A 24,327-nucleotide genomic window follows, 5' to 3' on the forward strand; every position below is an offset into this window, starting at 1 on the left:
ATCAAATCAACCTTCCTCATCCTAGCGCTCTCCGTTTTTATGATTCATCAGGGTCGTATTGCACTGCAGGTTATGGGCCAACCAAACGGTCGGCGTTAATAAATCAACACACCTTGTTTGCCCTGAAAGGTAGCAGGTCGATCTCTGGCTGTTCACCACAAACCAGGGACGCCAATGCACGACCGCTACCACACGCAAGCGTGAAACCCAACGCGCCATGACCGACGTTGAGCCACAGATTGCGCCAGCGAGTGACGTCGATAATCGGTTTGCTCAGCGCGGTGGCTGGGCGCAATCCGGCCCAAGGAGTCGCGTTCGCCAGTTCCAGCTCAGGGAAGGTTTCGCGCACCTGCTTTTTCAACAGGTCGATGCGCAACGGATCAATGCGGTCATCGCCGGTGCCCATGTCAACCATCGCCGCCACGCGTAGCGATTGCCCCAGCGGCGCATAGACCACCTTGCGTGCGCTGTCGGTGACACTGATGGCTGGCACCGTTCCAGCACTTTTTTCTGTCAGCAGTACGTCCAGGCTGTAACCCTTCAACGGGTACAACGGCAGGTGTATCCCCAACTCTTTGAGTAGCGGACGGCTTGCGACACCCGAGCAGATCACCACGCCATCCACCTGCAACTCACCTTGCGTGGTCACGACCGCAGCAATGTGCTGGTGTTCACGACGCAGGCCCGTCACCTCGGTGTTAAACAGTGTCTGAACCTGCCCCGTCGCCACTAGCCGGTCGAGCAGACCTTGGGTGAAAAGTCGACAGTCGCCGACCTCCTCGCTGGGCGTGTGAATCGCCCCGGCGAGCGCCGACTCAATGTGACCCAGGGCGGGTTCCAGTGCCACGCACTGCTCGCTGCTCAGAGCATGCTGCTGCGAACCGAGCGCTGCCTGAAAGGCTACCTGTTGCATGCCCTGCGCAAAGGATTGACGGTCTCGATAGACGATGAGCTTACCGTTGCGCCGGTAGTTGAATTGCAACGCCTCGCGGGCTATCAATTGGTGAACCAACTCACGGCTGTAGTACGAAAGCTCGAGTAATTCAGCGGTGGTCTTGCGGCTTCGACCCAAAGTGCAGGCCCGCATGAAATTCAAGCACCAGCGCCACTGATGAAGGTCCAGGCGAGGATGAAAACGCAGCGGTGAATCGGCATTCATCAACCAGTCAGGCAGGTTACCCAGCACGCCAGGCCCCGCCAATGGCGCTACATAGCTGTAACTCAACTGCCCGCCGTTGGCGAAACTCGCGCCATGGGCCGCCGCCGCGAGACGATCAACCAACGTAACCTTCAGTCCCTGCCGGGCCAGATACCAAGCGGTTGTCACCCCGACAACGCCTGCACCGATCACACATACATGCATTGCCACTTTTCCTGACGTCGCCGACCCGCTCACTGCAAGTCCGAGGCGCCATTGTTGACAGTCACAATTCACACCGTCCAATATCAATAGCGACCGCTTCCATAGCCTGGGGTTATGGCTTTAAACATGAGGCAAGCATGCGTTTACGCCATATCGAAGTGTTCCAGGCAATCCGCCTGACCGGCTCGGTCAGCCGCGCCGCAGAGATTCTGCGCATCTCCCAACCCGCCGTGAGCAAGACGTTGCAGCACATGGAAATGCAATTGGGTTTCTGCCTGTTCGAACGCGTCAAGGGGCGCCTGCAGCTGACCCATGAAGCGCAATTGCTGGGGCCGGAAGTCGAGAAGGTATTTCGCGAACTGGAAAACGTTCGGCGGCTAGCGCGCAACTTGCGCCAACACCCTGAAGGGTTGCTGCGCCTGGGCTGTGTGCCAAGCTTGGGGCTTAGTCTTTTACCTCAGGCCATCGCTCTGAGCCGGGCACGTCAACCGGGCGTGATGATCGATTTGCAGACCGGCCATACCGCTGGTTTGATCGCGAGTTTGCTGGCACGCGAAATCGATATCGCGATTGTTTTCAATCCCTCGCATCACCCTGGCATCCGCAGTATTTCACTGGGCGAATCGGAGCTGGTCTGCCTCAGCACCGATCCCGACACCTCCCCTTTGACACTCGATAGCCTGAGCGCGCAAAGCCAGATCCGCTTGCCTCAAGACGACCCCCTCGGCGGGTTGCTACCGTCACTGCACACCGATGAAGCACAGCCCACCGACAGCGCCATCAAGGTGCAAACCTACTACGTTGCCTGTGCGTTGGCGCAAGCAGGTTGTGGTTACGCCATCGTCGATTCATTGACCGCAGAGGCCATGCTGCGACCCGGTTGTTTTATTCGTCCGGTACGTCCGCGAATCCCCTTTAAACTGGCGGCGCTGGTGCACGAGTCCAATACCCTGTCCCAACTCGACCATGGTTTTATCGAACTGCTGCAGACCCTGGGTGGCAACATCAACCTGCCCGACGGTTAGGCATGCACCGCCGACCCGGAGTCTGGCTTGCCAGCGATGGCGTCGTTGGAATCGCCATCACCGGCAAGCCGGTTTCCTACGGGATTTGCGTTAACACCATCAATTTCGGCATGTACCACCGACCTGTAGGAGTCTGGCTTGCCAGCGATGGCGTCGTTGAAATCGCCATCACCGGCAAGCCGGTTTCCTACGGTATGCGAGTAGGCATCACTGGATAACTTCAGGTTATGGATGCTCGCGTTGTTTGTATTGGGCAAGTCGCAGGCCAGCCTCTAGAGTGAATGATCAACTCTGGATCAGGACATGGCCATGCAGATCAAACGAATTAACGTGAACCCAAGACTCAGTGGTGCCGTGGTTTTCGGCCATCAGGTATTCGTGTCCGGGCAGGTACCCGACAAGCGCGACGTCGACTGCGCCAGCCAAACCCGCGAGGTACTGGCCAAAATCGACACCCTCCTCGCCGCCGCCAACAGTGACAACAGCCGAGTGCTCAGTGCGCAGATCTGGCTGAAAGACATCAATCACGATTTCGCGGCAATGAACGAAGCCTGGAGCGCATGGTTGCCCGACGGATGTGCACCCGCGCGGGCGACCATTCAGGCCGACCTGGCCAGCAGCGATGTGCTGGTGGAAATCATGGTCACGGCGGCGGTCAGTGATTGAGCCGGTGCCCCAACGTTCTTGGAACCAGTCTCCCGGGCACGCCTATTCACTTGCAGATCATCTATAGCACGAGCACTCGGTGTAAGATCCTGATACCCGTAACGGGGTAAACAACCACAAAAAACGAGGCGATGCGGTCCCTGCAGGCAGCTTGTCGCCGGGCGCGTCGGGGATGCAGTCGAGGAGCGGTAACGATGGCGAAACTACACGCGGAAAAGTCCGCCTCAGGACGCCCGGCGAATGATCTACCGCCAGTGAAAACCGTTGGTTTCCTGGTCATTCCCAACTTCACCACCATCGGTTTCGCCTCCGCCATAGAAACGTTGCGCATGGCCAATCTGGCCGCGCGCAAACCGATGTTTCGTACCGTGATTATTGCTGCCAGCCTGGACCCGGTCATGGCCAGCAATGGCATGCGCATTCTGCCTGACCATGCGTTCACCGATGCCCCCAAACTGGACATGTTGTTCGTTGTCGGCTCAAACCCGATCGTCTCCAATCACAGCAGTCGGCCACTGCTTAATTGGCTGCGCAAGTTGGCGCACGACAACGTTCCACTGGGCGGGATTTGCACGGGGAGTCATTTGTTGGCGCGCGCCGATTTGCTCAAAGGTTATCGCTGCACGATTCACTGGGAAGATATCGAAGCGCTGAAGGAGCGTTTCCCGGGGATCATCATCTCCAATCAGCTGTTCGAGCTGGACCGTGATCGCTACACCTGCTCTGGAGGTGTGGCCTCCATGGACATGACCCTGCAACTGATTGCCCGCGAACCGGGTGGTCGGGACATTGCAGCCCATGCGGCGGAGTTGCTGTTGTGTGACCGGGTACGCAGCGCCCAGGAACAACAGCGTGTGCCATTGCGGCAAAAGCTCGGCACCTCGCAGCCCAAGCTCAGCCAGATGGTGGCGATCATGGAAGCCAATCTCGAGGAACCGGTAAGTTTAGAGGAACTGGCGCGATTGAACGAGGTGTCGGTGCGGCAACTGGAGCGCCTGTTTCACAAGCATTTACAACGCACGCCTAGCCAGTACTACCTGGAATTGCGCCTTGCACGGGCGCGACAATTACTGCTGCGCAGTGAATCGCAGGTTCGTGATATTGCCCTCGCCTGCGGCTTCATTTCGCCGGCGCATTTCTCCAAGTGCTACAGCCGTTTCTTCGGTGTATCGCCTATTGGTGAGCGCAAACAAGTGGCTGCCGTGCATTGACCAACCGTGCTCCTTCGCGAGCAGCTCGCTCCCACAGTCGTCCACTGCAGGAGCGAGGCAACCGGCGTATGGAGATCAGTCCTGCAACGCCTTATGTGCAGTTTCCCGGCTCATCAGCATCGCAATCAATGCTACCGCCGCTGCCGCCAACAGGTACCAGGCCGGTGCCATCTTGTTACCGGTCAGGTGAATCAACCAGGTCGCGATAAGCGGCGCGGTGCCACCGAACACGGCATTGGCGATGTTGAAGCTGAAGGCAAAACCGCTGAAGCGTACGCGGGTCGGGAATATCTCGGCGAGGAAGCACGGCAAGGTGCCGTCATTCATCGCCAGGATTGCGCCGAAAGCAATCTGGATCATCAGAATCACAATCAACGGCTGACTCTCCAACATTCCAAACAGCGGAAATGTCAGTATCAGGAACAGTACTGAAGCGGTCAGCAACATGGGTTTGCGCCCGAACCGATCCGACAGCTTACCCATCAGGAAAATCAGCCCGATATAAGTCGCCAGCGACATCGTCGACGCCAGGAACGAGTCACTCTCGCTCATGCCCATTTCCGTGGACAGATAGGTCGGCATGTAGCTGAGCAACAGGTAAAACGCCACAGCATTCAGGCAGGTCACACCGATCCCGATCATCACGCTGCGTCGGTGCACGGTCAGCAATTCACGCACCGGTGCACGGGTCGCGCACTCTTTCGCTTCAAGGCGTTTTTCCATCTCCAGAAACTTGGGCGTGTCTTGCAAACTCATGCGGATGTAGCGTCCCACCAACCCGAACGGTGCGGCCAGTAGAAAAGGCAAACGCCAGCCCCAGCCATGCAAGTCCTCGACGCTCATCCATGAGTGCAGGCCAGCGACAAACACCGCGCCGAACAGCAAGCCCGCCGCGGTACTCGCCGGGACGATGCTGGTGTACAAACCCCGTTTGCCCTCGGGAGCATACTCAGCGAGAAAGGCCGAGGCGCCAGCGTATTCACCCGAAGCAGAGAAGCCCTGGAACAAGCGAATCAGCAGTAACAAGGCTGGAGCCCACAGGCCGATATGGTTGTAAGTCGGCAGGATGCCGATACAAAAGGTCGATATCGACATGATCAGAATCGACCAGGACAGCGCACTGCGTCGCCCGTACTTATCACCAAAGTGCCCCCACACCAGGCCCCCTAGCGGACGGACGATAAACGACAGCGCGAACACGGCGAAGGTCGCCAGCAGCGCAGTGGTCTGATCGGTTTGCGGAAAAAAAGTCAGGGCAATCACGGTTGCCAGATAGCCGTAGGCCGCATAGTCGAACCATTCGACGAAGTTGCCCATGAAGCTGGCACTGGCTGCGCGTCGCAAGGCCTTGCGCTCGCACGTCAGTTCAAGTTTCTGCGCCATGGTCAGCGTCAGGCTTGGGTTTTGGGTGCTCATTGTGCACCTCCGGTGTAAGAGGTGCGTTTATCGAGGTAAAGCGTCGAGACGTAGAACATGACAAAACCCTCTATTGTTGTACTTGGCAGGGTTAAGGTTCAGTAAATGCTGCACGTTTTTTTATCGTGCATGCGTTGTTTTTTGGTCGTACTCCGCCGCCGGCGACGGTGGCATCCAAACAGGCCATGGTGCACAAAAACGCCGCACAGATTCACTGTGCGGCGCCGGGCCTTACTTCTTGATGATGTTGTGTTCCGGGCCATACGGGAATTTGGTGATATTTTCGCCGCCCTGTTCGTTGACGATCAGAATGTCGTGTTCACGGTAGCCACCGGCACCGGGGCGGCCTTGCGGGAGCATGATCATCGGCTCGATAGACACCACCATGCCGGGCTCCAGAACCGTGTCGATGTCTTCGCGTAATTCCAACCCGGCTTCGCGGCCGTAGTAATGGCTCAGCGTACCGAAGGAATGGCCGTAGCCAAAGGTGCGGTATTGCAGCAAATCGTGCGCCAGGAAAATCTCATTCAATTGCAGCGCGATGTCGCAGCAGCGCATGCCCGGTTTGATCAGTTTGAGGCCGGCCTCGTGCACTTTGACGTTAACTTCCCATAAGCGCAGATGCTCGTCAGAGCAGTGGTCCAGGAACAAAGTGCGTTCGAGTGCGGTGTAGTAGCCGGATATCATCGGGAAGCAGTTGAGGCTGAGGATGTCACCCTTGTTGACCTTGCGCGACGTCACTGGGTTATGGGCACCATCGGTATTGATACCGGACTGGAACCAGGTCCAGGTGTCCATCAGTTCCGAGTCCGGGAAGGTCCGGGCAATTTCGCGCACCATGGCCTGCGTAGCGTGCAAGGCTACTTCGTATTCTGGAACCTGGTCACGCAGGGCCTCGACGATGGCGGCACCGCCGATGTCCGCGACGCGTGCACCGTGACGGATGATCGCGTGCTCTTCGGCGGACTTGATCATGCGCATACGCATGCAGGGAGCGGCAATATCCACCATTTCGGCCTGCGGATAGCGACTGGCGAGTTTGTCGCGATTGAGCAGGTTCAGATGATCGAATTCGATGCCGATGCGCCCGGCCTTGGGCAAAGCCTGCTGGATCGCGACGAAGTAGTTGTCGCGCTGCCAATCGGTGTAGACGATGTTCTCGGTGCCGACAGTACGGCGCCAAGGCTGCCCACCGTCAATGTTGGCGCTGATGGTCACGGCGCTGTCCTGGGTCACGACCAGTGCGTACTGGCGCCCGAACGAGCAGTACAGAAAATCACTGTAGTAATTGATGTTGTGATACGAGGTGAAGACAGCCGCGTCGATATTGTTCTGCGCCAGATAAGCCCGCAATTTGGCCTGACGGTTAGCGTATTCCTGGGCCGAGAACGTCGGCTTCACTTGTTCGCCGTTCTTGATCTGGATGGTTTTCGGCATGTGCATGTCATTTATCCTTGTCATTGTTTGAACAACAGAAGGCGCCAATCTGGCGGGCCGCTGAAGATCATTCGAACAGATGCAAGGTGAGCTTTTTTGTGCGAATCCGACCTGTAGTTGGCCATACCCGCTGTTTGCGAAAGGCCTGCTCCGGCTACTTTCATGGCAGTCACAAAAATGCCCCCGCCAAACGCGGTTTACAGCCGCGTGGCGGGGGCATGGATAAACAACAACGCGGTCAGTGTGAGCGCTAAAGGCTGGCCTCGCTGCCTGGCTTAATCTGGCTTGAAGCAATAGGCAGCCAGTTTGTTGCCGTCCAGATCACGGGCATACGCCGCATAGGCATTCGGTGCCCAGCCACGTGGCCCCGGCAGGCCTTCGCAGGTGCCACCAGCGGCTAACGCGGCGGCATGAAAGGCGTCGATGGCAGCACGCGTCGGCGCCTCAAAACTGACGGTCACCCCATTACCGACGCTGGCAGGTGCGCCGTTGGCAGGTTTCAGAACGAAAAAAGACGGGGCGTTCTCGCCCCAGATAGAGCCATTATCTGCAAGATCCGCAATACGCTTCTGGCCCAGTTTGCCCAGCACGTTGTCGTAAAAACTGCGGGCTTTTTCCAAGTCGTTGGTGCCGACTGTGACGTGGGTAAATACACTCATTTTGTCGCTCTCTTTGTTAGAAACGAGGGGAGTTGCAGCGCCGCTTCACCCTTGCCTGCGGGGTTGGCGACCCGGCAAAGAATGTGCCCCGATCGTTTGAAAGAACAGCGATGTATCTGCATAAATCCCATGTCACAGGCGCATGAAAAAAGCGCGTTAGCCTCTGGCACACGTCTCGCTGACGACGCTGGCCTCCTGGCGCGAATGGCCGGCAATAAGAATGAACGCTACCGACAATAATGTGCACAGCGCCCCAAGAATGATCGACGCGGTGTAACTCTGGTAAAGATCGAACAGCAGCCCTGCCCCGCTCCCTCCGATCAATGCAGCCAACCCGACCGAAATGTACAGTGCGCCCAGAATGGCCCCAAGATTTGTAGTACCGAACCAACTCGCGGCCACCGAAGGATAAAGCGATATGCAGCCGCCATTCGCCACGCCGAAACAGAGGGCGAACAGTGCCAATGTGGTGAACGTATGGGCGGTGAGCCACAGCAGATTAAGCAAAACCAGCACTACCGTCAGCACCACCAACAAACGCAGCGCCCCCATCCGGTCACCCATACTGCCCAGGAATAACCGTCCGCTGATATTGCCGATGCCAATCAGCCCGATCAGCAGGTTCGCCTGAGTCGCGCTAATGCCGAACTGCAGCGCATAGGGATTGATGTGTACCAAGGCGAGAAACAACCCGACCGAGCCAAAGAAGATCGCTGCGAAGTACCACCAGAATCGCCCCGTGCGCACAGCCTGCGCCAAACGCATGCCGATGGGCGCTGCCGGGTGAGCGCTGCGCTCTGATGAAGCGAGACCATCCGGCAACAGGCCCAGCTCCTGGGGGTTGCTCCTGACCAGCGACGACACCAGCAGGCCTACCACCAGGATGGCCACGGCGAATATTTGCATCGTCGTCTCCCAGGAGAACTGCTGCATCAGCAGCCCGGCAGCTGTCGGCCCGACAAACGTTCCGACGCCGGTTCCCGCCAACGCCAGGCCCGAAGCCTTGCTGCGGTGCTTGATGAACCAGCGCTGGACCGCCGTCACAGTCGGTACATACACCAAGCCAACGCCCAACCCGACCAGCAAGCAAAAACACACCAGGAATGTCAGCAACGAATTCGCAGCGAGGCTTGCTAGAAAAAAGCCGAGCGCCATGCACACGATGCCGGCGCAAACCACAACCCGGGTCGATATGCGATCCGCCAACGATCCGGAAAAAACCCCGACTGCGTAGTAAATAAACGCGGTCAGGGAAAACACCGATGCGACGGAAAAGTGCCCGACATCGAAGTGGGTCTGGATCTGCGAAAAAAATGCGCCGAAGGAATAGGCGCCACCGAAAATAAGCGCGAGCAGCAAGTGTGCCGCAAGCACTACGTACCATCCTTGGAATAGCTTGGTTGTCATGTCCATTTACTCTCGGATCGATGGAATCTGGCAATGTATATACTTGTACATACATTAAAGCAATTTCTCTGCCAGCCACGTGCGATCAATCTTTGTGTGGCCTCAATAATGCCTGGAGGCCGCACACATGCTGGGCCAGCGACAAAAAAGGCGAGCAGCCGTTAGCCGCCCGATGGTTGGGTGTCTGAACACGGAGGGATTTTTTTACGCCCCGGGCGAGTACCCGGGTAACAAAATGCGTGGGGTGTGGCCCAGACGTCAGATGATCTGGCGATCCACCAGCGAACTGGCCAACAACGCCTCGAGCCCCATCGGCTTCGAAAAGTAATAACCCTGGGCCTGCCCGGCGCCCATTTCACGCAGCAGGATCAATGTCGCTTCGTCCTCGACCCCTTCGGCTACCACACTCAGATCCAGCGATTCGGCCATGCGCACAATCGCCCGCACAATCGCGCGGCTACGAGCGCTGGTGGTCAGTTCGAGGATGAACGACTTGTCGATTTTCAAACCACTGAAACGGTATTGATGCACGTAGCTGAGGGAAGAAAAACCTGCACCAAAATCATCGAGGACCACGGACATGCCGTTGTCGGCCAATTGCTGCATGGTCAGTCGGGCAATGGCCGGTTCGGCCACCAGCGCGCCTTCGGTCAACTCCAGGCAGATACGCGACGGCGCGACGCCATACCGCGCCAACAGTGCGAGTACATCGCTGGCGAAGTCCGGGCGCGTCATGCTGTAGCTCGAACAATTGACGTGCACCGGCGGCCAATCGGCATGTTCAGGTTGCGCGAGGATCACCGCAATGCTGGTGAGCATGTACAGGTCGAGTCGACCGATCAGGCGCAGGCCTTCCACGTCCGGCAAAAACTCGCCCGGCGCGATCACCCGACCGCCCGGCTGATGCCAGCGAATCAGTGCTTCAAGGGCCACCAGTTCACCGCTTTCAACATTCACAATCGGCTGGAAATAGGGCAGCAGTTCGTCGGTACGCTTCAGCGCATTGCGCAACGCCCCTTCACGCTCAACCTGGTCCGATACTTCACGGCGCACTTCCTGGTTGAACACCGCGTAGCTGTCGCGACCGGCACTTTTAACCCGGTACATGGCCGCGTCGGCATCGCGCAGCAAATCGGCGGGTTCGTGATGAAACTGACTGTCGGCGCTGACGATACCGATGCTGCAGGACGAAAATACTTCGTGGCCATTGATGAAAAACGGCAGGTCAAACGCCACCAGGATCCGATCGGCGATGTCGACCACAACCTCCAGCGGCGCATCGGGAGCGAGCACCGAAAATTCATCGCCGCCAAGGCGCGCCAGCATGTCGGTGTCGCGCAGACAACTGCGCAAACGGTGAGCAGCCTGCATCAGCAGCAAGTCACCAAAATGGTGACCGAGGCTGTCGTTGACCATTTTGAAACGGTCGAGATCGATAAACATCACCGCCAAGTGCCCGCCTTCGCTGCCAAACCGCGTCCAGGCCAGGTTGAGGCGCTGTTGCAGGTAGGTACGATTGGGTAGCCCGGTCAGTGCATCGTGAGAGTTTTCGTGTTGTAACTTGGCATTCGCATGATCGAGTTCACGCGTGCGGTTCTGCACCCGGGCTTCCAGTTTCAGGTTGGCGGCATGGATCGCCTCGGCGGCTGTGCGGCGCGACAACGCGGTGTCGATGTGCCGCGACACGAACGTCAGCAATTCCTGGTCACGCTGGGTATAGCCCACCTGCGAGGTGTAGCTTTGCACGGCCAACACCCCGCGCACCACATCGCCATCAAACAGCGGGATGCCCAACCACGAATAAGATCGCACAGACTCATGGGCGAGTTCGATTTCACCGTGCGCCGCCAATCGCTCAGCCTCGTGCGCGTCAATCAGGCAAGGACGACGCTGGCGGATAACGTACTCCGTCAAGCCACGGCGCCCGCGTCGCGCCGCCGGGCACGTTGTCTGCCGCTCATCGACGTAATACGGAAAAGTCACCTCACCGGTCGCGTCGTCGAACAACGCGATGTAGAAGTTCTGCGCGAACAGCAGATCACCGACGATCCCGTGCAAGGTTTGGAACAACTCGGCCATGTCGCCAGGCTGGCTCGACAGCTCGGCGATCTGGAACAGCGCACTTTGCAAATGCTCCGCACGCTCGCGCTCTGTCACTTCCTGCCTCAAGGCGTCATTGAGTGCCGAAAGCTCCAGGGTGCGACGCATTACGGTTTGTTCCAGGTCTTCGCGGTGCAGAATCCGGTCGAGTGCCATGGCCACGTGGCGGGCAACCACCAGAAACAAGGCACGGTCTTCGGCGCTGTAGGTACGAGAAACGTCGTAAACCTGCATCGCGAGCATGCCAAATACGTCATCCGATGCGTTTTTCAGCGGGGCGCCCATCCAGAACTCCGGACGGTCACCCACGCAATAGAAACGCCCTTCGGCCTGCGCCGCGCGAATGCCGGCGGCATCGATCAACAACGGCTGGCCAGACGTCAGCACCTGGCCGGTCAGCGACAAGTGAGAAGGATCTAGGTATTCGTAGTTTTCCGACTCCAAGGCGTCCACGTCGATGATGTCGACGTAATACGGGTAGTCGATTTTGCCGGTGTGCGGGTCATACAGCGCAAGGTAGAAATTCTCGGCATCGATCAGGCTCGCCAGCAGCTTGTGAACACCCACCAGAAACACCGAGCGGTCGCGGGTCGAGCTGGCCAGGTAGGTGATTTCATACAGCACACGCTGGGTGATCTGCGCCCGGGCCAACGCGTTGGTCTGCACCTGAATGCCCAAACGCTGGGCAAACTCGGCAAGCGCTGGTTGCGCCGCATCTTCAACCGGAGCGAGTAGCCATCCCAGCACACCTTCGCCTTGACCGGTCGGCCAGCGGTGCAAACGCCAATTCGAACAAAAGGCGTCGAACTCTTCACTCGAAACACTCGAAGGCCATTGCACCCGAGCGTCGCCCTGCCCCACCCAATTCATTTGTTCACCGGCGCGATAAACCGCCCACGCCGTGGTGTGATCCCAGTTGCGCGCTGAGTCCAGCAATTGTTCGATTGCGTCATTGTTGCCAGCGTAGGCCATGCCGACCGTATCCAAATTCCCTTTCAGTTGAGATGCGACATCGTCGCAGTCGTTCAATTGCCGCGGGGAGTCGGTTAATGGACGAATACTCATCAGCCCTCCCTGAGCCAAAACTGGCGCTACACATTAATGGGTTGCTGGCAAAATGCCGGAGAGCTTCTCGTTTAAAGCTTATAGCAATATTTTTCAACAGTTTTATTCACGCAGTGTCGACCCCGTCAGCACTGTCGACAAAACCAGGCATGACTCACTCACTGTGCCTGGCGTTGTTTTGCGCCAGCCAATACTCGCTAAACGCGCACATTGATCATGGATTGCGAACCTCTCTTGACCTCATCTTTACCTGAGGTTTTATAAAGAGGGTCGGTTTGCCTTTGCAAGCCGTCATTCGCAGCGCGAGTGAAGTCTCGACAGGGAGCTGACATGGACCACCGTAACGTGCCATCGGACCAACAACCGCCCAGCGCGCCAGAGGCGCAGGTAGCGGAACCGAACCATCGGTCAAACACTGGCTGGGCGGATCTGCTGTCCGGCGCAAATGGCGTGCGCTCGCTCGCACTGGCGGGTGGCGTGGTGCTGCATGCGATCAATGTCTACATTGCGACGACGATTCTGCCGTCCGTTATCAAGGACATCGGCGGCATCGACTATTACGCCTGGAACACCACGTTGTTTGTCGCGGCCTCGATCCTCGGCTCGGCACTGTCGGCGAGGCTGCTCATCGGCGCCGGGCCAAGGGGCGCATACATCATCGCCACGCTGGTGTTTGCGAGCGGTTCGTTTATCTGCGCGTTTGCTCCCTCCATGCCGATCATGCTCGCCGGCCGCCTGATTCAAGGGCTGGGCGGCGGATTTCTGTTTGCGCTTTCCTACGCCATGATCCGGCTGGTGTTCAGCGAAGCGTTATGGCCGCGCGCGATGGCATTGGTCTCCGGCATGTGGGGCGTGGCGACGCTGATAGGGCCCGCAGTGGGCGGCATCTTCGCTGAACTGGGCGCCTGGCGGGCGGCGTTTTGGTCGCTGATTCCGGTGGCAGCGCTGTTCGCTGTGTTGGCGGCGACCGTGTTGCCCAAGCGCAGCACAGACAAGGGCAAACGCTCGCCACTGCCCATCGCCCAACTGCTGCTTTTGACCTCGGCAGTGCTGGCCGTGTCAGCCGCCAGCGTCTCTCCTGTTTTCTCGCGCAATATTGCGGGCCTTGTCGTGGCTGCGGTCCTGACCGCGTTGCTGATATTCACCGAACGTCGTGCCCGCCATAAGCTGCTGCCCACCGGTGCGTTGCGCATGACCACTGCGCTCGGCGCCCTGTATGCAACGATGTCGCTACTGGCGGTAGTGGTCACCAGCAGCGAAATCTTCGTGCCGCTGTTCCTTCAAGTCCTTCACCACCAGTCTCCACTCGTTGCCGGCTACCTGGCAGCGCTGATGGGGGCCGGATGGACACTGGGGTCGATTGCCAGCTCCGGGGCAAAAGGCAACAGCATCCGGCGTGCGATTCTTGCCGGGCCTGTCCTTGGTGTGGCTGGCATGGTGGCGCTGGCCGTTTTGATGCGCATCGAAAGTGCGGGTGGCTGGCAATCCATCGCCCCTATTTGCCTGGCGCTCGTTGTGATCGGACTCGGTGTGGGTATGGCGTGGCCGCATCTGCTGACACGCGTGTTTCAGGTTGCACCGGCAGGCGAGCAGGATCTGGCGTCGGCGTCGATAACCACCGTGCAGTTGTTCGCCACCGCGTTCGGTGCGGCGCTGGCGGGCATGGTGGCGAACGTTGCCGGGCTCACCGACCCCGGAGGCATCGGCGGAACGATGAGCGCCGCGGGCTGGTTGTTTGCAGTGTTTGCATGTGCGCCAATCCTTGGCTTTATCACTGCCCTGCGGGTGGTTCGGCTGCACTCGGCAACCGGGAAGGTCTTCACGGAACGCGCACCCGGCTGAGCGCAGCGATCGATGAGTACGACGGCTCATAATGAGCCGTCGTCCATGCCCGCAGATGAGGTCAGTGACCGACGGCCGCAGGCTTGTCAGCGTCACGCGGGCCCGCTGTGAAACCATGAGCCCGCGCGCCCCACACAATCGAAAACCCCAGCACTACCAGCACGGCCATCGCCCAGGGAAAGGAGGCGACGCCCCACGTGTCCAGCAACACGCCACCCACCACACCACTTCCCGCAATCGCACTGTTCCAGGCCACTACGTTAAGCGACAGCGCCACATCTGCACCGTCCCCTGCCGCGTCCGCGAGCGCCGTTTGCAGCAACGTCGCCGCGCCGCCAAAACTCACCCCCCACACCGCCACACCGAGGTAGATCACCTGCGGCACGCTGCCCCAAAAACCAAACACCACACACACCAAGGCAAACGCCGCGAGGCTTACCAACACCGTTTTGCGCAACAACGGTTCAACCCATCTGGCCGTCAGCCAAATGCCCAGCAACGCCGTCGTGCCGAACACCAACAACACCAGATCCACTCGATCGCCCAGCCCCGCCGACGCCACGAACGGCGCGATGTAGGTATAGAGAATGTTGTGCGCCAGCATCCAGCTGATCACCACCGCCAGCACCGGCCGCACACCCGGCGTCGTCAGCACTGCGCGCAACGACAGGCGCTGGTGCGCGGCTTGCGGCGGATAGTCAGGGACTTTCAGTAAAACCCAGGCGATCAATACCAGCGTCAACGCCGACATCACGCCGAAGGTCGTGCGCCAACCCACGAGGCCACCCAGCCAGGTGCCCAACGGCACCCCCAACGACAGGGCAATCGGTGTGCCGACCATGGCCAGCGCCAATGCTTTGCCCTGCTGATGGGGCGCGACCATGCGCCGGGCGTAACCGGCCAACAAGCTCCAGGCCAACCCGGCCGCAACGCCCGCAAAAAAACGCGCCAACAGGGTCACGCCATAGTGTGATGACAGCGCGGTGATGGAGTTGAACAGCAAAAAACCAACGATGGTCAGCAGCAGAACGTTACGCCGACGCCAGCCGCGTGTCGCGATGGTCATGGGAATCACCGCCAACACCGAGCCCAAGGCGTAGGCAGTCACCATCTGGCCGGCCATGGACGGCGAAATCGCCAGACCTTCGCTGATCAACGGCAACAGGCCGGCGGGCAGCGTTTCGGTGACGATGCAGATAAAACCGGTCATGGCCAAGGCGAGCAACGCGCCGATGGGTAGGCGTTCGGGTGCGGCCGATAAGGCAATTGAGGGTGTCACGGGTAACTCCTTGAGCGGGGGGACTTCAGACTTAAATACTGATCGGTATAAATGTTGAGGGCGTCGGTGTCCGTTGTCAACGACTTATGTATCGATTAGTATTTATATCGTCATCCACAGGAGATTCGTCATGGCGCAAATGGGCCGCCCCCGCACCTTCGACCGCGACCAGGCCGTGGAACAGGCCTTGCACCTGTTCTGGCAATACGGCTACGACGCGACCTCGCTTGCTCAGTTGAAAGCAGGGATAGGCAGCGGAATCTCCGCGCCGAGTTTTTACGCGGCGTTCGGCTCCAAAGAGGCGTTGTTCGATGAGTGCGTGCAGCGTTACCTGGCGACCTACGCCCAAGTTACCGAATGCCTGTGGGATCAAAACCTGCCCCCGCGCCAAGCCATCGAGACCGCGCTACGCCAATCGGCGCGCATGCAATGTGAAGATGGCCATCCCAAGGGCTGCATGGTTGCCCTCGGCATAATGAGTGCACCGAGCCCCGAAAATGCACACTTGGCCGACGCCCTGACCCATTCTCGAACCCGCACCCGGGCAGGCATTCTGGCGTGTGTCGAGCGTGGAATCAGTGCCGGTCAATTAGCGGCCAATACCCATGCACCCGCAATGGCCACGGTGTTTGACAGCTTTCTGCAGGGTATTTCGATTCTCGCTCGGGATAACACCCCGCACGAAGTCATCGACGCGGCCATCACCCAGATATTGCGAACCTGGGACATCGCCGCAGCGACTCAACATCAGCCTGGTTGATCCACGACCTTTATCTGCGTCAGCCCCACAAGCTCGGCCTGCTCTAGCACCTCCTCCGGTGTGGCGTCTGCGTTGGGCATGATCAGGCTGTTCTCACCGTCGCCAAAGTGCAGCTGCAGCAGGTGCATCGCCGCCTCATGCAACGGCAACTGTCGCTGTTTGAGTTCAAATGTATGCGTGCGCTGTTCGCCGTTGAACAGGTAGTCGAGGGTGTACGAATGCATGGCTGAATTCTCTTTGTGGATAGGCGTCGCTAATCATCCTGACTTAAAGGTCAATTTTTAGTTCAAAAATCGGGTGACGACTGTCCACTCGAAAATGCTCAGCGCTTTGAATCAACCCGCCAGGCGCCAGGCGCCCGGCTTCGCGGGAAGCGGTGCGATCATTTGATCTAAGGCCGCCAGCGAATACCTCCGATCAAGATTTTCAACGACGGGCATTTTCAGGAATGACATGTTGCCCGCCATGCTTGGCGCACCACGTGGTTTTCCCGCTGGCACTGATGCCTTCAACCACCAAAATCATTGTTATACCTACTCCGTTAATTGCGTCATTCTTGTAAGCCTCCGCTACCCACGGGTCGATGCTGAAAATTATCCCTGAAAAACAGAACTTAGGCCTTGGCCTGATTTCTACTCAGCGAGCACAGCAGGCGCGGGAGACTGCAAAGCCTCTAATAATTCTAACTAACCAGCCGTAGATGAAACGGTTCAGGGCATTTTTCAGTGTCAGAAAATAGGGAAATTTCAGCGATTGCTGATCAGGTCGAATTGAAAAACGACCCACTAACGAAGTTCGCAAACGAGCGCGGTTCTCAGGTTTCCACAACAGTAAATCGCTCGATCGGGTACCGACCCGACATTGATGGTTTGAGAGCTATCGCCGTTTTGCTGGTATTGATATTCCACGGCGGGTTGTCGCTGTTTCCGTCCGGGTTCATTGGTGTCGATATCTTCTTCGTGATCTCCGGGTACTTGACCACCTCGATCATCCTCAAATCACTGGAGGCCGGCTCATTCAGCTTTGCTGGGTTTTACTCCCGTCGCATCTGGCGCCTGCAGCCAGCAATGATTGCGCTGATGCTGATGACATTGGCGCTGGCGGCATTTTTTTACTTGCCCCAAGACTTCATTCAATTCTTGAAAAGCGAGCGATACACTTCGCTGTTCATCTCAAACCAGTATTTCGAGCGTTCCACTACCGCTTATGCGGCAGACGATACGTCGAGTCTTTTACTGCTGCACACCTGGTCGTTGGCGATTGAATGGCAGTGGTACCTGGTGCTGCCGGTGGGCATGTGGCTTCTGCACCGTTACTGCACACAACCCCTATTCAAAGCCGCAGTGCTGAGCCTGACCCTCGGGGCGGCCGCGCTGTCGCTATACCTGTCGAGCAGGTTCCCGGACAAAAGCTACTACTTCTTCACGGCGAGGATATTCGAACTGTTGATCGGCTCGTGCGCTGTGATTTTCAGTGCCGACAAGTTCAATTTAAATTCGGTCTGCAAGAGTCTGCTGGGCGGTGTCTCTATAGCTGCGCTGTTTTATTGCGCCACCCGTGAAAACATTCTGATGGGCTTCCCGGACTACCACGCCATTATTGTGTGCCTGGCGACCGCACTGCTGCTCTGGCGCAGTGGTTCTGACGGGAGCCTGTCGACCAAGGTGCTTTCTTTTCCACCGTTGGTATACATCGGCACTCTCTCGTATTCGCTCTACATCTGGCACTGGCCGGTCCTTGCAACGTCCAGTTATCTGGGCTTTGAACACAGTACCGAATTGACCATTTCATACTTCATATTGACCTTCGCGCTGGGCGCTCTTTCCTACGTCACTATCGAACGGAAGTTTCGTAAGCCGCAGCTCGGATTGCGCACGACCATTGGCTTGCTGATTGTGCTGCCCGCCATTGCTATGTCCGCGCTTTATTCGTTGAGTGTCTCCAAGGGTGGATGGCCACAGCGCTTCGGCGCGGACATGTCTGATGTCTTCCACAAACTTGAGGCGATGACACCACCAGCCCGTTCGGAATGCCTGGGCAGCGGCAGCGATGATTCCGATACGCGTTGTGTTTTCGGGGCGCCCGGTGCAGAGGTTCAAGCCATCCTCATGGGTGATTCGTTTTCTAACCAGTACTGGGGCTTCGTCGACACCTTGGCGAAGGATGCGAACATTGCGGTGCTCGCTCGAAGTTATTCCGCCTGCCTGGCGCTACCGGACATTTACTTGTACGACTGGAGTAAATCCAAAGGCACTGTTTATAAAAAATGCCACGACAATGTCGCGAACTATTATGAGTTGATCAAAAAGAACCACTACAAGTACGTGCTCATCGGCCAAATCTGGGACGGTTACGCGAACGCGGCGATTGTGATGAAGCCGCAAGATCCGCGCAGCCCTCAGCTGTCTCATCAACGTTTTGAATTCGCGATTCGCCAGGCACTGGACATCATCGAGGAGTCAGGCGCGGTGCCGATATTCCTCAAAGCGATGTATCCGATGCCTCCAGGAGTCAACGAGTGTTTGCTGCAGCGGTTTGTTTTACGAGGAAAGATGGGCAGCATCGAGAGAACTGAATCCTGCAAGACTGTCGCCCGAGAGGAGGCAGAAAACCTTTGGATTAGTTCGCTGTTCACACAACTGGCGGTTGAATACCCGAACCTCATTGTGATTGATCCCAAGGATATTCAGTGCGACAGCACCTCGTGCGCGACCACTGTAGATGACGTTCCCGTTTATCGGGACATAGGCCACATGACCGACTACGCGTCGTTCAAATTCGGCGAAATCTACCTGAACAAGTTCGGTAACCCGCTGAGAGCACCTCAACAATAATCGCGCACGCAAGGAGCGGCATGAATGAACTGCCTGATACGAAACGCGGAAAATGCGGACGCACCCGCGATCAGTCGCCTCATCATCGGCACCCTGCGTGAGTCCAACGCCCAAGACTATTCATCAGACATCATCGCTCAAGTGGAGCACAGCTTTTCTCCACAGGCGATCCTGCACTTACTGGCCCAGCGCCGGGTTTTAGTGGCGACAGTCGACGAGCATGTCGTTGCAACCGCCAGCCTGGACCGCGACACCGTGCGAAGCGTGTTCGTCGACCCACGCTATCAAGGGACAGGTATTGGCCGGCAGTTGATGGCCAGCATCGAGTTGCTGGCCGCCAAGGGGGGCTTCGAACTGTTACGGGTGCCGTCTTCAATCACCGCGCAAGGGTTTTACGCGGGCCTTGGATTCATAAAACTCCGGGACGAATTTCACGGTGACGAGCGTACGATTGTCATGCAGAAAATGCTGGATCGATAGTGTTTGCCCAGGTCCGGGACAGCCATCGGCCAGAAGCAGTCGCTGGTAACTCCATCAACCAATTCGTAATGAGTGTCCTGTTGCCCGCTCTACCTTGTTAGCGCGGGCAGCTACAGGATGAGTGACTGCAAAACGCTACTCTGCCAACCCTAACCGCAGCCGGCTTCGATGGGATAAGCCTGCTTGCAAGGCAAATGCAACGATCACGGTAGAGGGCGCGGAAAAGCTGCTCAGGCCGCCACCGGAAAACATCAGTAAAAGACCTAATGCGGTAGCGCCAAACCAGGCCGTCAAGCCCACCGGGTTAAACGCAGCCACCCGTTCGAGTGCTGCCACGTCGCTGCGTCCATAGACGATCTGCGCCAGCGCCACCCCCACCCAGGCCACCACGAAAATCCCCTGATAGGCCAACGCCTTGAGGAGGTAGGCAAACACGTCCGCGAGCATCAACCCGTAGACGATCACCCCCACCGCGATTGCCCACATGAGGTACGAACCACGAAGGCCAAATCGTCCAAAAAACGCCTGCATGTTCAGGGTCGCCAAATAATAGTTGGCGGTGTTGATCCGGGTTTGCGTGGCCCAGACAAACAGCAATCCCCACAGGCCCATCAACTGCAAAATCGCCATCACCACCGAGACTTCGTTCAGCGCGCCTTCGTGGGGAATGCTGCTGACCAGGTAAATGCCGGCCGCGCCGTTAAGCAGAAACGTTACCGCGTAGAACGGCATGCCGAAGTTCCAGCGACCGTGGTACTCGGCGTCTTCAGGCTTGCCGAAGCGCGCATAGTCGAAGGTGAACAGCATCAACACCCAGACGCCCATGTAGGCGACGAAACAGTCCCACCAGCCAAAGGCACTGGGGGTTGCCGGGCCGAAATCCAGCCATTGCGGCTGGTAGCCATATCGGCTGATCGACAGCCCCACCGCCACCAGCAAACCACCGAGGTACACCGGCAGCAACACGCCGTTGAGCTTGTCCAGCCAGTGCTGCACGCTGCCAAGGATCATCGGCACGCTGTAGAGCACCACCGCCAATGCCGCCAGCGGATAGACCAGTTCCGGGTACAGGTGATTGAGCGCGACGGCGATCACCGAACCTTCGAACACTGCGTAGTAGATTGCGGTCGAGAAGAAAATCAACGTCGCCAGGCACGCCCCGGTGCTGCCGAACAACAGCCGTGAAAACAACGCCACCGACAAACCGCTACGAATCGCGAAGCGGCTGAGCACGCTGTTGACCAGACCATAACTGATCACCGACAGGACCATGCCGATCAGCGCATTGCGCGCACCGAACGACAACGCCAATGAAGCACCCACCACGATGTAAAACATCGCACTGCATACCGCCCACCAAGCCATGGTCAGGGACAAGCGACCCATGCGCGCTTCAGTGGGAACAGGATGATGCGCCGGGTCTTGCCCGGTTTGACTCGATTGCGATAAAGCAGCCATATGCGTGAACTCCAAAACCAGTGAACGGTTGAAGCGCGGGCAGCCGTCACCGCACCGAAGTGCGGCGTTGGCGTACCGTTTGGCATGGCCCGCGCTAGACGGCGGGCAGAATCAGGAAGGGAACAGCTTGCTCAGGCAGCTGAGTTTTTTCTTATAGGAACGTCGCGCTTCCAGCGCCTCTTCAAGGGTTACCGCGACGAAGCGGGCCTTCTGATTGGGTTGCATCTGGCCGATCAAATCGAGGTCGGCGCTGATCACCGTGCCAATCATCGCGTAACCGCCGCCGGACACCGCATCTCGGTGCAACACGATGGGTTCGAGCCCGGCGGGCACCTGGATCGAGCCGATCGGGTAGCAACTGTCGACGATGTTCGACGGATCGGAACCGGCGCCGAACGGCTGCTCCCGCGGCTGAAAGCTCAGCGCGCTGCCGCCCTTGAAGCGATAGCCGATGCGGTCGGCTTCCGAACCGACCGTCCACGGCTCAGCGAAAAAGCTCTTCGCTGCCGATTCGGTCAAGCGGTGGTAGTACAACCCGGGCACCACTCGCAGAGTGATTTCGCCACCCAGTGATTGCCGCAACGCCATGGGCAAACTGGCCCCGGCGCGGCTCTTGCCACTGGCGATGCCCACCGGCAATTCGTCGCCTGCAATCAGGCGCCGCCCCTGAAAACCGCCGAGCGCGCCCAACGCGTAGGTGGAGCGACTGCCGAGCACCACCGGCACATCAATGCCGCCAGCCACCGCCACATAAGCGCGGGCCCCGGCCTTGGGAAAGTCAAAGCGCAGCACTTGTCCGGCCTTCACGGTGAACGCAGTGTCGTGGTGCATTTCCACACCATCGACTCGTGGCGTCATGTGCGCGCCGCTGACCGCCACCAATGCGTCCTGCTGAAACTCCAACTCCGGCCCCAGCAGCGTGCATTCCAGCGCCGCCAAACCTGCCGGGTTGCCGACCAATTGATTGGCCGCGCTCAAGGCGTATTGATCAAGCGCGCCTGACGGCGGGATGCCCAAGTGGTAATACCCTTCGCGGCCCAGGTCTTGTACCGAAGTGGCGAGGCCGGGTTTGAGGACCTTGATCATGCCAACACCTCCTGCAACGACTTGGGATAGCCAACGGGATCAGCCAGGAACGCGTCCAGCGAAAACTCTACCGGCCTGATCCGCAGATCAAAGCGCCCCGCTTCCACTTCGGCCACCGCATGGTCGTAGGCTTCACGGTCCATCGGTTTGAACTGCACGATGTCGCCTGGACGGAAAAACACCATGTGTTCTTTCAAATACGCGAGGTTTTGTTGCGGGTCGTAGATCGGCGCTGGCGTGACACCGAACATCTGATAACCGCCGGCGCCGCGCACTGAGTAAATGCAACCAAAGCAACCGCCGTGACCAAGGGTCAATTTCGGTGTGTCGGTGCGCGGGCGCAGGTACTTGGGCACCTGCAACTGACGCTCGCGCTCGACCATCTGGAACATGAATGGCAACCCGGCAACGAAGCCGACCATCGAGACAAACCACGGCGCGCCACTGTGGGCCGCGATGAATGCATCGACATCGGCCAGACCGTTGATTCGAGCGGCGTATTCCAGGTCCGTGGCGCTCGGGTCTTGATGGCGGTCGCGAAACCGCATCAGGGTTTCGTGGGTCCAGGGATCGTTGTAGAGCACCGGAATCTCGATGATCCGCGTGTGCAACGTGCGTTCGGCGACGGCCCCAGCCTCGGCAATTTTTACTGCTTCGAGCAGGGTGTGAGGGGCGATGCGGTCCGGGTCGAAACGTATCTGAAAAGACGCATTGGCGAGGCAAATATCGAGCACGCCATCCAGCGCCAGCCGCTCCACGGCGCGGGTGACGGCCAGGCCTTTGAAGAACGCGTCCAGGGACATGCTGTCGCTGACTTCGGCGAACAAATGCTCATCGGCACCAAAGCTGTAGCGGATGGGAGTACTCATGCTTCACCTCCGCTGCGGCGCTCGGCCAGCCAGGTTTCCAGGGTGCCGGTGTGAAAGTCGGCACTGTGCAGCCACGGTTGTTCCAGCAATTCACCGTGCAGCGCCAAGGTGTTGGCCATGCCGGTGAGCGTAGTGTGCGCCACCGCCATTCGCGCTCGGGCCAAGGCTTCGGCGCGATCTGCACCGTGAACAATCAGTTTGGCCAGCAGCGAGTCATAGTACGGCGGCACGCGGTAGCCTTGATACAGATGCGTGTCGACACGAATACCCTCGCCGTTCGGCCAGATAAGTTCCTCGACCAGGCCCGGGCTCGGGAAGAAATCCCGCGCCGGGTCTTCAGCGTTCAGGCGCATTTGCAGGGCAGCGCCGTTGAGTCGGATGTCGCTTTGCTTGTAACCCAGCGGTTCGCCGCCAGCGATGCGCAACATGGCCTGGACCAGGTCGATGCCGGTGATCAGCTCGCTGACCGGGTGCTCCACCTGAATCCGCGTGTTCATCTCGATAAAGAAGAAATCGCGAGTGGCGTCGTCGTACAGGTATTCCAGGGTGCCGGCGCCCTTGTAGCCCAAGGATTCGGTCAGGCGCACAGCGCTTTCGCACAGGGTTTCCCGTTGCTGCTGGCTGAGGACTGGCGACGGCGCTTCTTCGAAGATTTTCTGCCGGCGCCGTTGCAGCGAACACTCGCGCTCAAACAAATGCACGGCGTGCTGACCGTCACCCAGCACCTGCACTTCAATGTGCCGGGCCTTGCTGATAAAGCGCTCCAGATACACCGCGCCATTGCCAAACGCAGCTTGAGCTTCACGCTGCGAACGGGGGAATTCTTCCCTCAGTTGCTCGGTGTTTTCCGCCAGCCGAATACCGCGCCCACCGCCGCCGGCCGATGCTTTGATCAACAGCGGAAAGCCAACGGATTCGGCAGCCTTGAGCGCCGATTCTACGTCGAACAGTTCACCCGGCGAACCCGGCACCACCGGCACGCCAGCGGCTTGGGCCGTGCGCCGCGCCTCGGCTTTATCGCCCATGCGCCGGATTGTCTGCGCGCTCGGGCCGACAAAAATGGCGCCAGCCGCCACCACGGCTTCGGCGAAATCGGCGTTCTCTGACAGAAAGCCGTAACCGGGATGCACTGCGTTGGCGCCGGTGGCCTTCAAGGCACCGAGCAAGGCCTCGACGTTCAGGTAGCTTTTGTCGGCACGGGCCGGGCCGAGGATGTGCACCTCATCGGCCATGCGCGCAGCTTGGGAATCGACGTCCGCCTCGCTGCACGCGGCAACGGTGGGAATGCCCAGTTCCTTGGCGGCGCGGATAATCCGCACGGCGATTTCGCCACGGTTGGCGATCAGCAATTTATGAATGGCGTGGGTCAT

20 protein-coding genes are annotated in these 24,327 nt (G+C 58.6%); 8 read left to right on the top strand and 12 right to left on the bottom strand.

The window, feature by feature from the left end; translation table 11 throughout:
* Nucleotides 1-103: 103 nt before the first annotated feature.
* A complete protein-coding gene (locus ACQR3R_RS11215) occupies nucleotides 104-1,363 on the bottom strand; it encodes a D-amino acid dehydrogenase (RefSeq protein ID WP_428272212.1) in 1,260 nt (419 codons plus the stop codon).
* A 137-nt stretch (nucleotides 1,364-1,500) separates the two neighbouring features.
* Between ACQR3R_RS11215 and ACQR3R_RS11220 the strand changes: the two genes are divergently transcribed.
* The 4 genes from ACQR3R_RS11220 to ACQR3R_RS11235 all read left to right on the top strand — a co-directional run bounded on the left by ACQR3R_RS11220 (nucleotide 1,501) and on the right by ACQR3R_RS11235 (nucleotide 4,265).
* Nucleotides 1,501-2,388 (top strand): LysR substrate-binding domain-containing protein, encoded by an 888-nt coding sequence (locus tag ACQR3R_RS11220; RefSeq protein ID WP_428272213.1) that lies wholly within the window; start codon nucleotides 1,501-1,503, stop codon nucleotides 2,386-2,388.
* 2 nt (nucleotides 2,389-2,390) lie between these two features.
* The gene (locus tag ACQR3R_RS11225) at nucleotides 2,391-2,606 is read left to right on the top strand and encodes a hypothetical protein (protein ID WP_428272214.1); all 216 of its coding nucleotides are present in this window, start codon (nucleotides 2,391-2,393) and stop codon (nucleotides 2,604-2,606) included.
* A 91-nt stretch (nucleotides 2,607-2,697) separates the two neighbouring features.
* Nucleotides 2,698-3,054: a Rid family hydrolase gene (locus ACQR3R_RS11230; RefSeq protein ID WP_428272216.1), complete on the top strand. Its 357-nt coding sequence runs from the start codon at nucleotides 2,698-2,700 to the stop codon at nucleotides 3,052-3,054.
* 194 nt (nucleotides 3,055-3,248) lie between these two features.
* Nucleotides 3,249-4,265 (top strand): helix-turn-helix domain-containing protein, encoded by a 1,017-nt coding sequence (locus ACQR3R_RS11235; RefSeq protein ID WP_428272217.1) that lies wholly within the window; start codon nucleotides 3,249-3,251, stop codon nucleotides 4,263-4,265.
* Between the two features lie 75 nt (nucleotides 4,266-4,340).
* Here the strand turns inward: ACQR3R_RS11235 and ACQR3R_RS11240 are convergent, their stop codons facing one another.
* The 5 genes from ACQR3R_RS11240 to ACQR3R_RS11260 form a co-directional block, all read right to left on the bottom strand.
* The gene (locus ACQR3R_RS11240) at nucleotides 4,341-5,681 is read right to left on the bottom strand and encodes an MFS transporter (RefSeq protein ID WP_428272219.1); all 1,341 of its coding nucleotides are present in this window, start codon (nucleotides 5,679-5,681) and stop codon (nucleotides 4,341-4,343) included.
* A 231-nt stretch (nucleotides 5,682-5,912) separates the two neighbouring features.
* Nucleotides 5,913-7,124: a M24 family metallopeptidase gene (locus tag ACQR3R_RS11245; protein WP_428272220.1), complete on the bottom strand. Its 1,212-nt coding sequence runs from the start codon at nucleotides 7,122-7,124 to the stop codon at nucleotides 5,913-5,915.
* Nucleotides 7,125-7,393: 269 nt separating this feature from the next.
* Complete coding sequence (locus ACQR3R_RS11250; RefSeq protein ID WP_428272221.1) at nucleotides 7,394-7,777, bottom strand: VOC family protein; 384 nt, start codon at nucleotides 7,775-7,777, stop codon at nucleotides 7,394-7,396.
* A 156-nt stretch (nucleotides 7,778-7,933) separates the two neighbouring features.
* Nucleotides 7,934-9,184, bottom strand: a complete 1,251-nt coding sequence (locus tag ACQR3R_RS11255) for an MFS transporter (RefSeq protein WP_428272222.1) — start codon at nucleotides 9,182-9,184, stop codon at nucleotides 7,934-7,936.
* 258 nt (nucleotides 9,185-9,442) lie between these two features.
* The gene (locus tag ACQR3R_RS11260; protein WP_428272223.1) at nucleotides 9,443-12,349 is read right to left on the bottom strand and encodes an EAL domain-containing protein; all 2,907 of its coding nucleotides are present in this window, start codon (nucleotides 12,347-12,349) and stop codon (nucleotides 9,443-9,445) included.
* Nucleotides 12,350-12,679: 330 nt separating this feature from the next.
* Here ACQR3R_RS11260 and ACQR3R_RS11265 point away from each other — a divergent pair, with 330 nt between their 5' ends.
* A complete protein-coding gene (locus ACQR3R_RS11265; protein ID WP_428272224.1) occupies nucleotides 12,680-14,191 on the top strand; it encodes an MFS transporter in 1,512 nt (503 codons plus the stop codon).
* A gap of 61 nt (nucleotides 14,192-14,252) precedes the next feature.
* Here the strand turns inward: ACQR3R_RS11265 and ACQR3R_RS11270 are convergent, their stop codons facing one another.
* Complete coding sequence (locus ACQR3R_RS11270; protein ID WP_428272225.1) at nucleotides 14,253-15,470, bottom strand: MFS transporter; 1,218 nt, start codon at nucleotides 15,468-15,470, stop codon at nucleotides 14,253-14,255.
* 130 nt (nucleotides 15,471-15,600) lie between these two features.
* On the opposite strand from ACQR3R_RS11270, the gene ACQR3R_RS11275 reads away from it, so the two are divergent.
* Entirely contained in the window at nucleotides 15,601-16,230 is a 630-nt protein-coding gene (locus tag ACQR3R_RS11275) for a TetR family transcriptional regulator (protein ID WP_428272226.1), read from the top strand.
* Here ACQR3R_RS11275 and ACQR3R_RS11280 read toward each other — a convergent pair.
* Nucleotides 16,218-16,454 (bottom strand): hypothetical protein, encoded by a 237-nt coding sequence (locus ACQR3R_RS11280; RefSeq protein ID WP_428272228.1) that lies wholly within the window; start codon nucleotides 16,452-16,454, stop codon nucleotides 16,218-16,220. The genes ACQR3R_RS11275 and ACQR3R_RS11280 overlap by 13 nt on opposite strands.
* A 501-nt stretch (nucleotides 16,455-16,955) precedes the next feature.
* On the opposite strand from ACQR3R_RS11280, the gene ACQR3R_RS11285 reads away from it, so the two are divergent.
* Nucleotides 16,956-19,064, top strand: a complete 2,109-nt coding sequence (locus ACQR3R_RS11285; RefSeq protein WP_428272229.1) for an SGNH hydrolase domain-containing protein — start codon at nucleotides 16,956-16,958, stop codon at nucleotides 19,062-19,064.
* Nucleotides 19,065-19,088: 24 nt separating this feature from the next.
* Nucleotides 19,089-19,544: a GNAT family N-acetyltransferase gene (locus ACQR3R_RS11290; RefSeq protein ID WP_428272230.1), complete on the top strand. Its 456-nt coding sequence runs from the start codon at nucleotides 19,089-19,091 to the stop codon at nucleotides 19,542-19,544.
* Between the two features lie 135 nt (nucleotides 19,545-19,679).
* On the opposite strand, the gene ACQR3R_RS11295 is transcribed toward ACQR3R_RS11290, so the two are convergent.
* The 4 genes from ACQR3R_RS11295 to ACQR3R_RS11310 form a co-directional block, all read right to left on the bottom strand.
* Nucleotides 19,680-21,002 carry a purine-cytosine permease family protein gene (locus tag ACQR3R_RS11295; RefSeq protein WP_428272232.1) on the bottom strand — a complete coding sequence of 441 codons (1,323 nt, stop codon included), beginning with the start codon at nucleotides 21,000-21,002 and terminating at the stop codon, nucleotides 19,680-19,682.
* Nucleotides 21,003-21,113: 111 nt separating this feature from the next.
* Nucleotides 21,114-22,088, bottom strand: coding sequence for a 5-oxoprolinase subunit C family protein (locus tag ACQR3R_RS11300; RefSeq protein ID WP_103315990.1), 975 nt, complete (start codon nucleotides 22,086-22,088; stop codon nucleotides 21,114-21,116).
* Entirely contained in the window at nucleotides 22,085-22,957 is an 873-nt protein-coding gene (locus ACQR3R_RS11305) for a carboxyltransferase domain-containing protein (protein ID WP_428272233.1), read from the bottom strand. Before ACQR3R_RS11305 ends, ACQR3R_RS11300 begins: the two co-directional genes overlap by 4 nt.
* Nucleotides 22,954-24,327: an acetyl-CoA carboxylase biotin carboxylase subunit gene (locus ACQR3R_RS11310; protein ID WP_428272234.1), complete on the bottom strand. Its 1,374-nt coding sequence runs from the start codon at nucleotides 24,325-24,327 to the stop codon at nucleotides 22,954-22,956. Before ACQR3R_RS11310 ends, ACQR3R_RS11305 begins: the two co-directional genes overlap by 4 nt.

Origin of the sequence: Gordonia sp. IEGM753, assembly GCF_050321825.1 — a bacterium.
In the GTDB taxonomy this organism is placed as follows: Bacteria; Pseudomonadota; Gammaproteobacteria; order Pseudomonadales; family Pseudomonadaceae; genus Aquipseudomonas.

What these genes read in the sequence shown, in the direction of transcription:
- ACQR3R_RS11215 (WP_428272212.1), bottom strand. Translation starts at nt 1,363, where the DNA reads ATGCATGTATGTGTGATCGGTGCAGGCGTTGTCGGGGTGACAACCGCT.
- ACQR3R_RS11220 (WP_428272213.1), top strand. Translation starts at nt 1,501, where the DNA reads ATGCGTTTACGCCATATCGAAGTGTTCCAGGCAATCCGCCTGACCGGC.
- ACQR3R_RS11225 (WP_428272214.1), top strand. Translation starts at nt 2,391, where the DNA reads ATGCACCGCCGACCCGGAGTCTGGCTTGCCAGCGATGGCGTCGTTGGA.
- ACQR3R_RS11230 (WP_428272216.1), top strand. Translation starts at nt 2,698, where the DNA reads ATGCAGATCAAACGAATTAACGTGAACCCAAGACTCAGTGGTGCCGTG.
- ACQR3R_RS11235 (WP_428272217.1), top strand. Translation starts at nt 3,249, where the DNA reads ATGGCGAAACTACACGCGGAAAAGTCCGCCTCAGGACGCCCGGCGAAT.
- ACQR3R_RS11240 (WP_428272219.1), bottom strand. Translation starts at nt 5,681, where the DNA reads ATGAGCACCCAAAACCCAAGCCTGACGCTGACCATGGCGCAGAAACTT.
- ACQR3R_RS11245 (WP_428272220.1), bottom strand. Translation starts at nt 7,124, where the DNA reads ATGCACATGCCGAAAACCATCCAGATCAAGAACGGCGAACAAGTGAAG.
- ACQR3R_RS11250 (WP_428272221.1), bottom strand. Translation starts at nt 7,777, where the DNA reads ATGAGTGTATTTACCCACGTCACAGTCGGCACCAACGACTTGGAAAAA.
- ACQR3R_RS11255 (WP_428272222.1), bottom strand. Translation starts at nt 9,184, where the DNA reads ATGACAACCAAGCTATTCCAAGGATGGTACGTAGTGCTTGCGGCACAC.
- ACQR3R_RS11260 (WP_428272223.1), bottom strand. Translation starts at nt 12,349, where the DNA reads ATGAGTATTCGTCCATTAACCGACTCCCCGCGGCAATTGAACGACTGC.
- ACQR3R_RS11265 (WP_428272224.1), top strand. Translation starts at nt 12,680, where the DNA reads ATGGACCACCGTAACGTGCCATCGGACCAACAACCGCCCAGCGCGCCA.
- ACQR3R_RS11275 (WP_428272226.1), top strand. Translation starts at nt 15,601, where the DNA reads ATGGCGCAAATGGGCCGCCCCCGCACCTTCGACCGCGACCAGGCCGTG.
- ACQR3R_RS11280 (WP_428272228.1), bottom strand. Translation starts at nt 16,454, where the DNA reads ATGCATTCGTACACCCTCGACTACCTGTTCAACGGCGAACAGCGCACG.
- ACQR3R_RS11290 (WP_428272230.1), top strand. Translation starts at nt 19,089, where the DNA reads ATGAACTGCCTGATACGAAACGCGGAAAATGCGGACGCACCCGCGATC.
- ACQR3R_RS11295 (WP_428272232.1), bottom strand. Translation starts at nt 21,002, where the DNA reads ATGGCTGCTTTATCGCAATCGAGTCAAACCGGGCAAGACCCGGCGCAT.
- ACQR3R_RS11300 (WP_103315990.1), bottom strand. Translation starts at nt 22,088, where the DNA reads ATGATCAAGGTCCTCAAACCCGGCCTCGCCACTTCGGTACAAGACCTG.
- ACQR3R_RS11305 (WP_428272233.1), bottom strand. Translation starts at nt 22,957, where the DNA reads ATGAGTACTCCCATCCGCTACAGCTTTGGTGCCGATGAGCATTTGTTC.
- ACQR3R_RS11310 (WP_428272234.1), bottom strand. Translation starts at nt 24,327, where the DNA reads ATGACCCACGCCATTCATAAATTGCTGATCGCCAACCGTGGCGAAATC.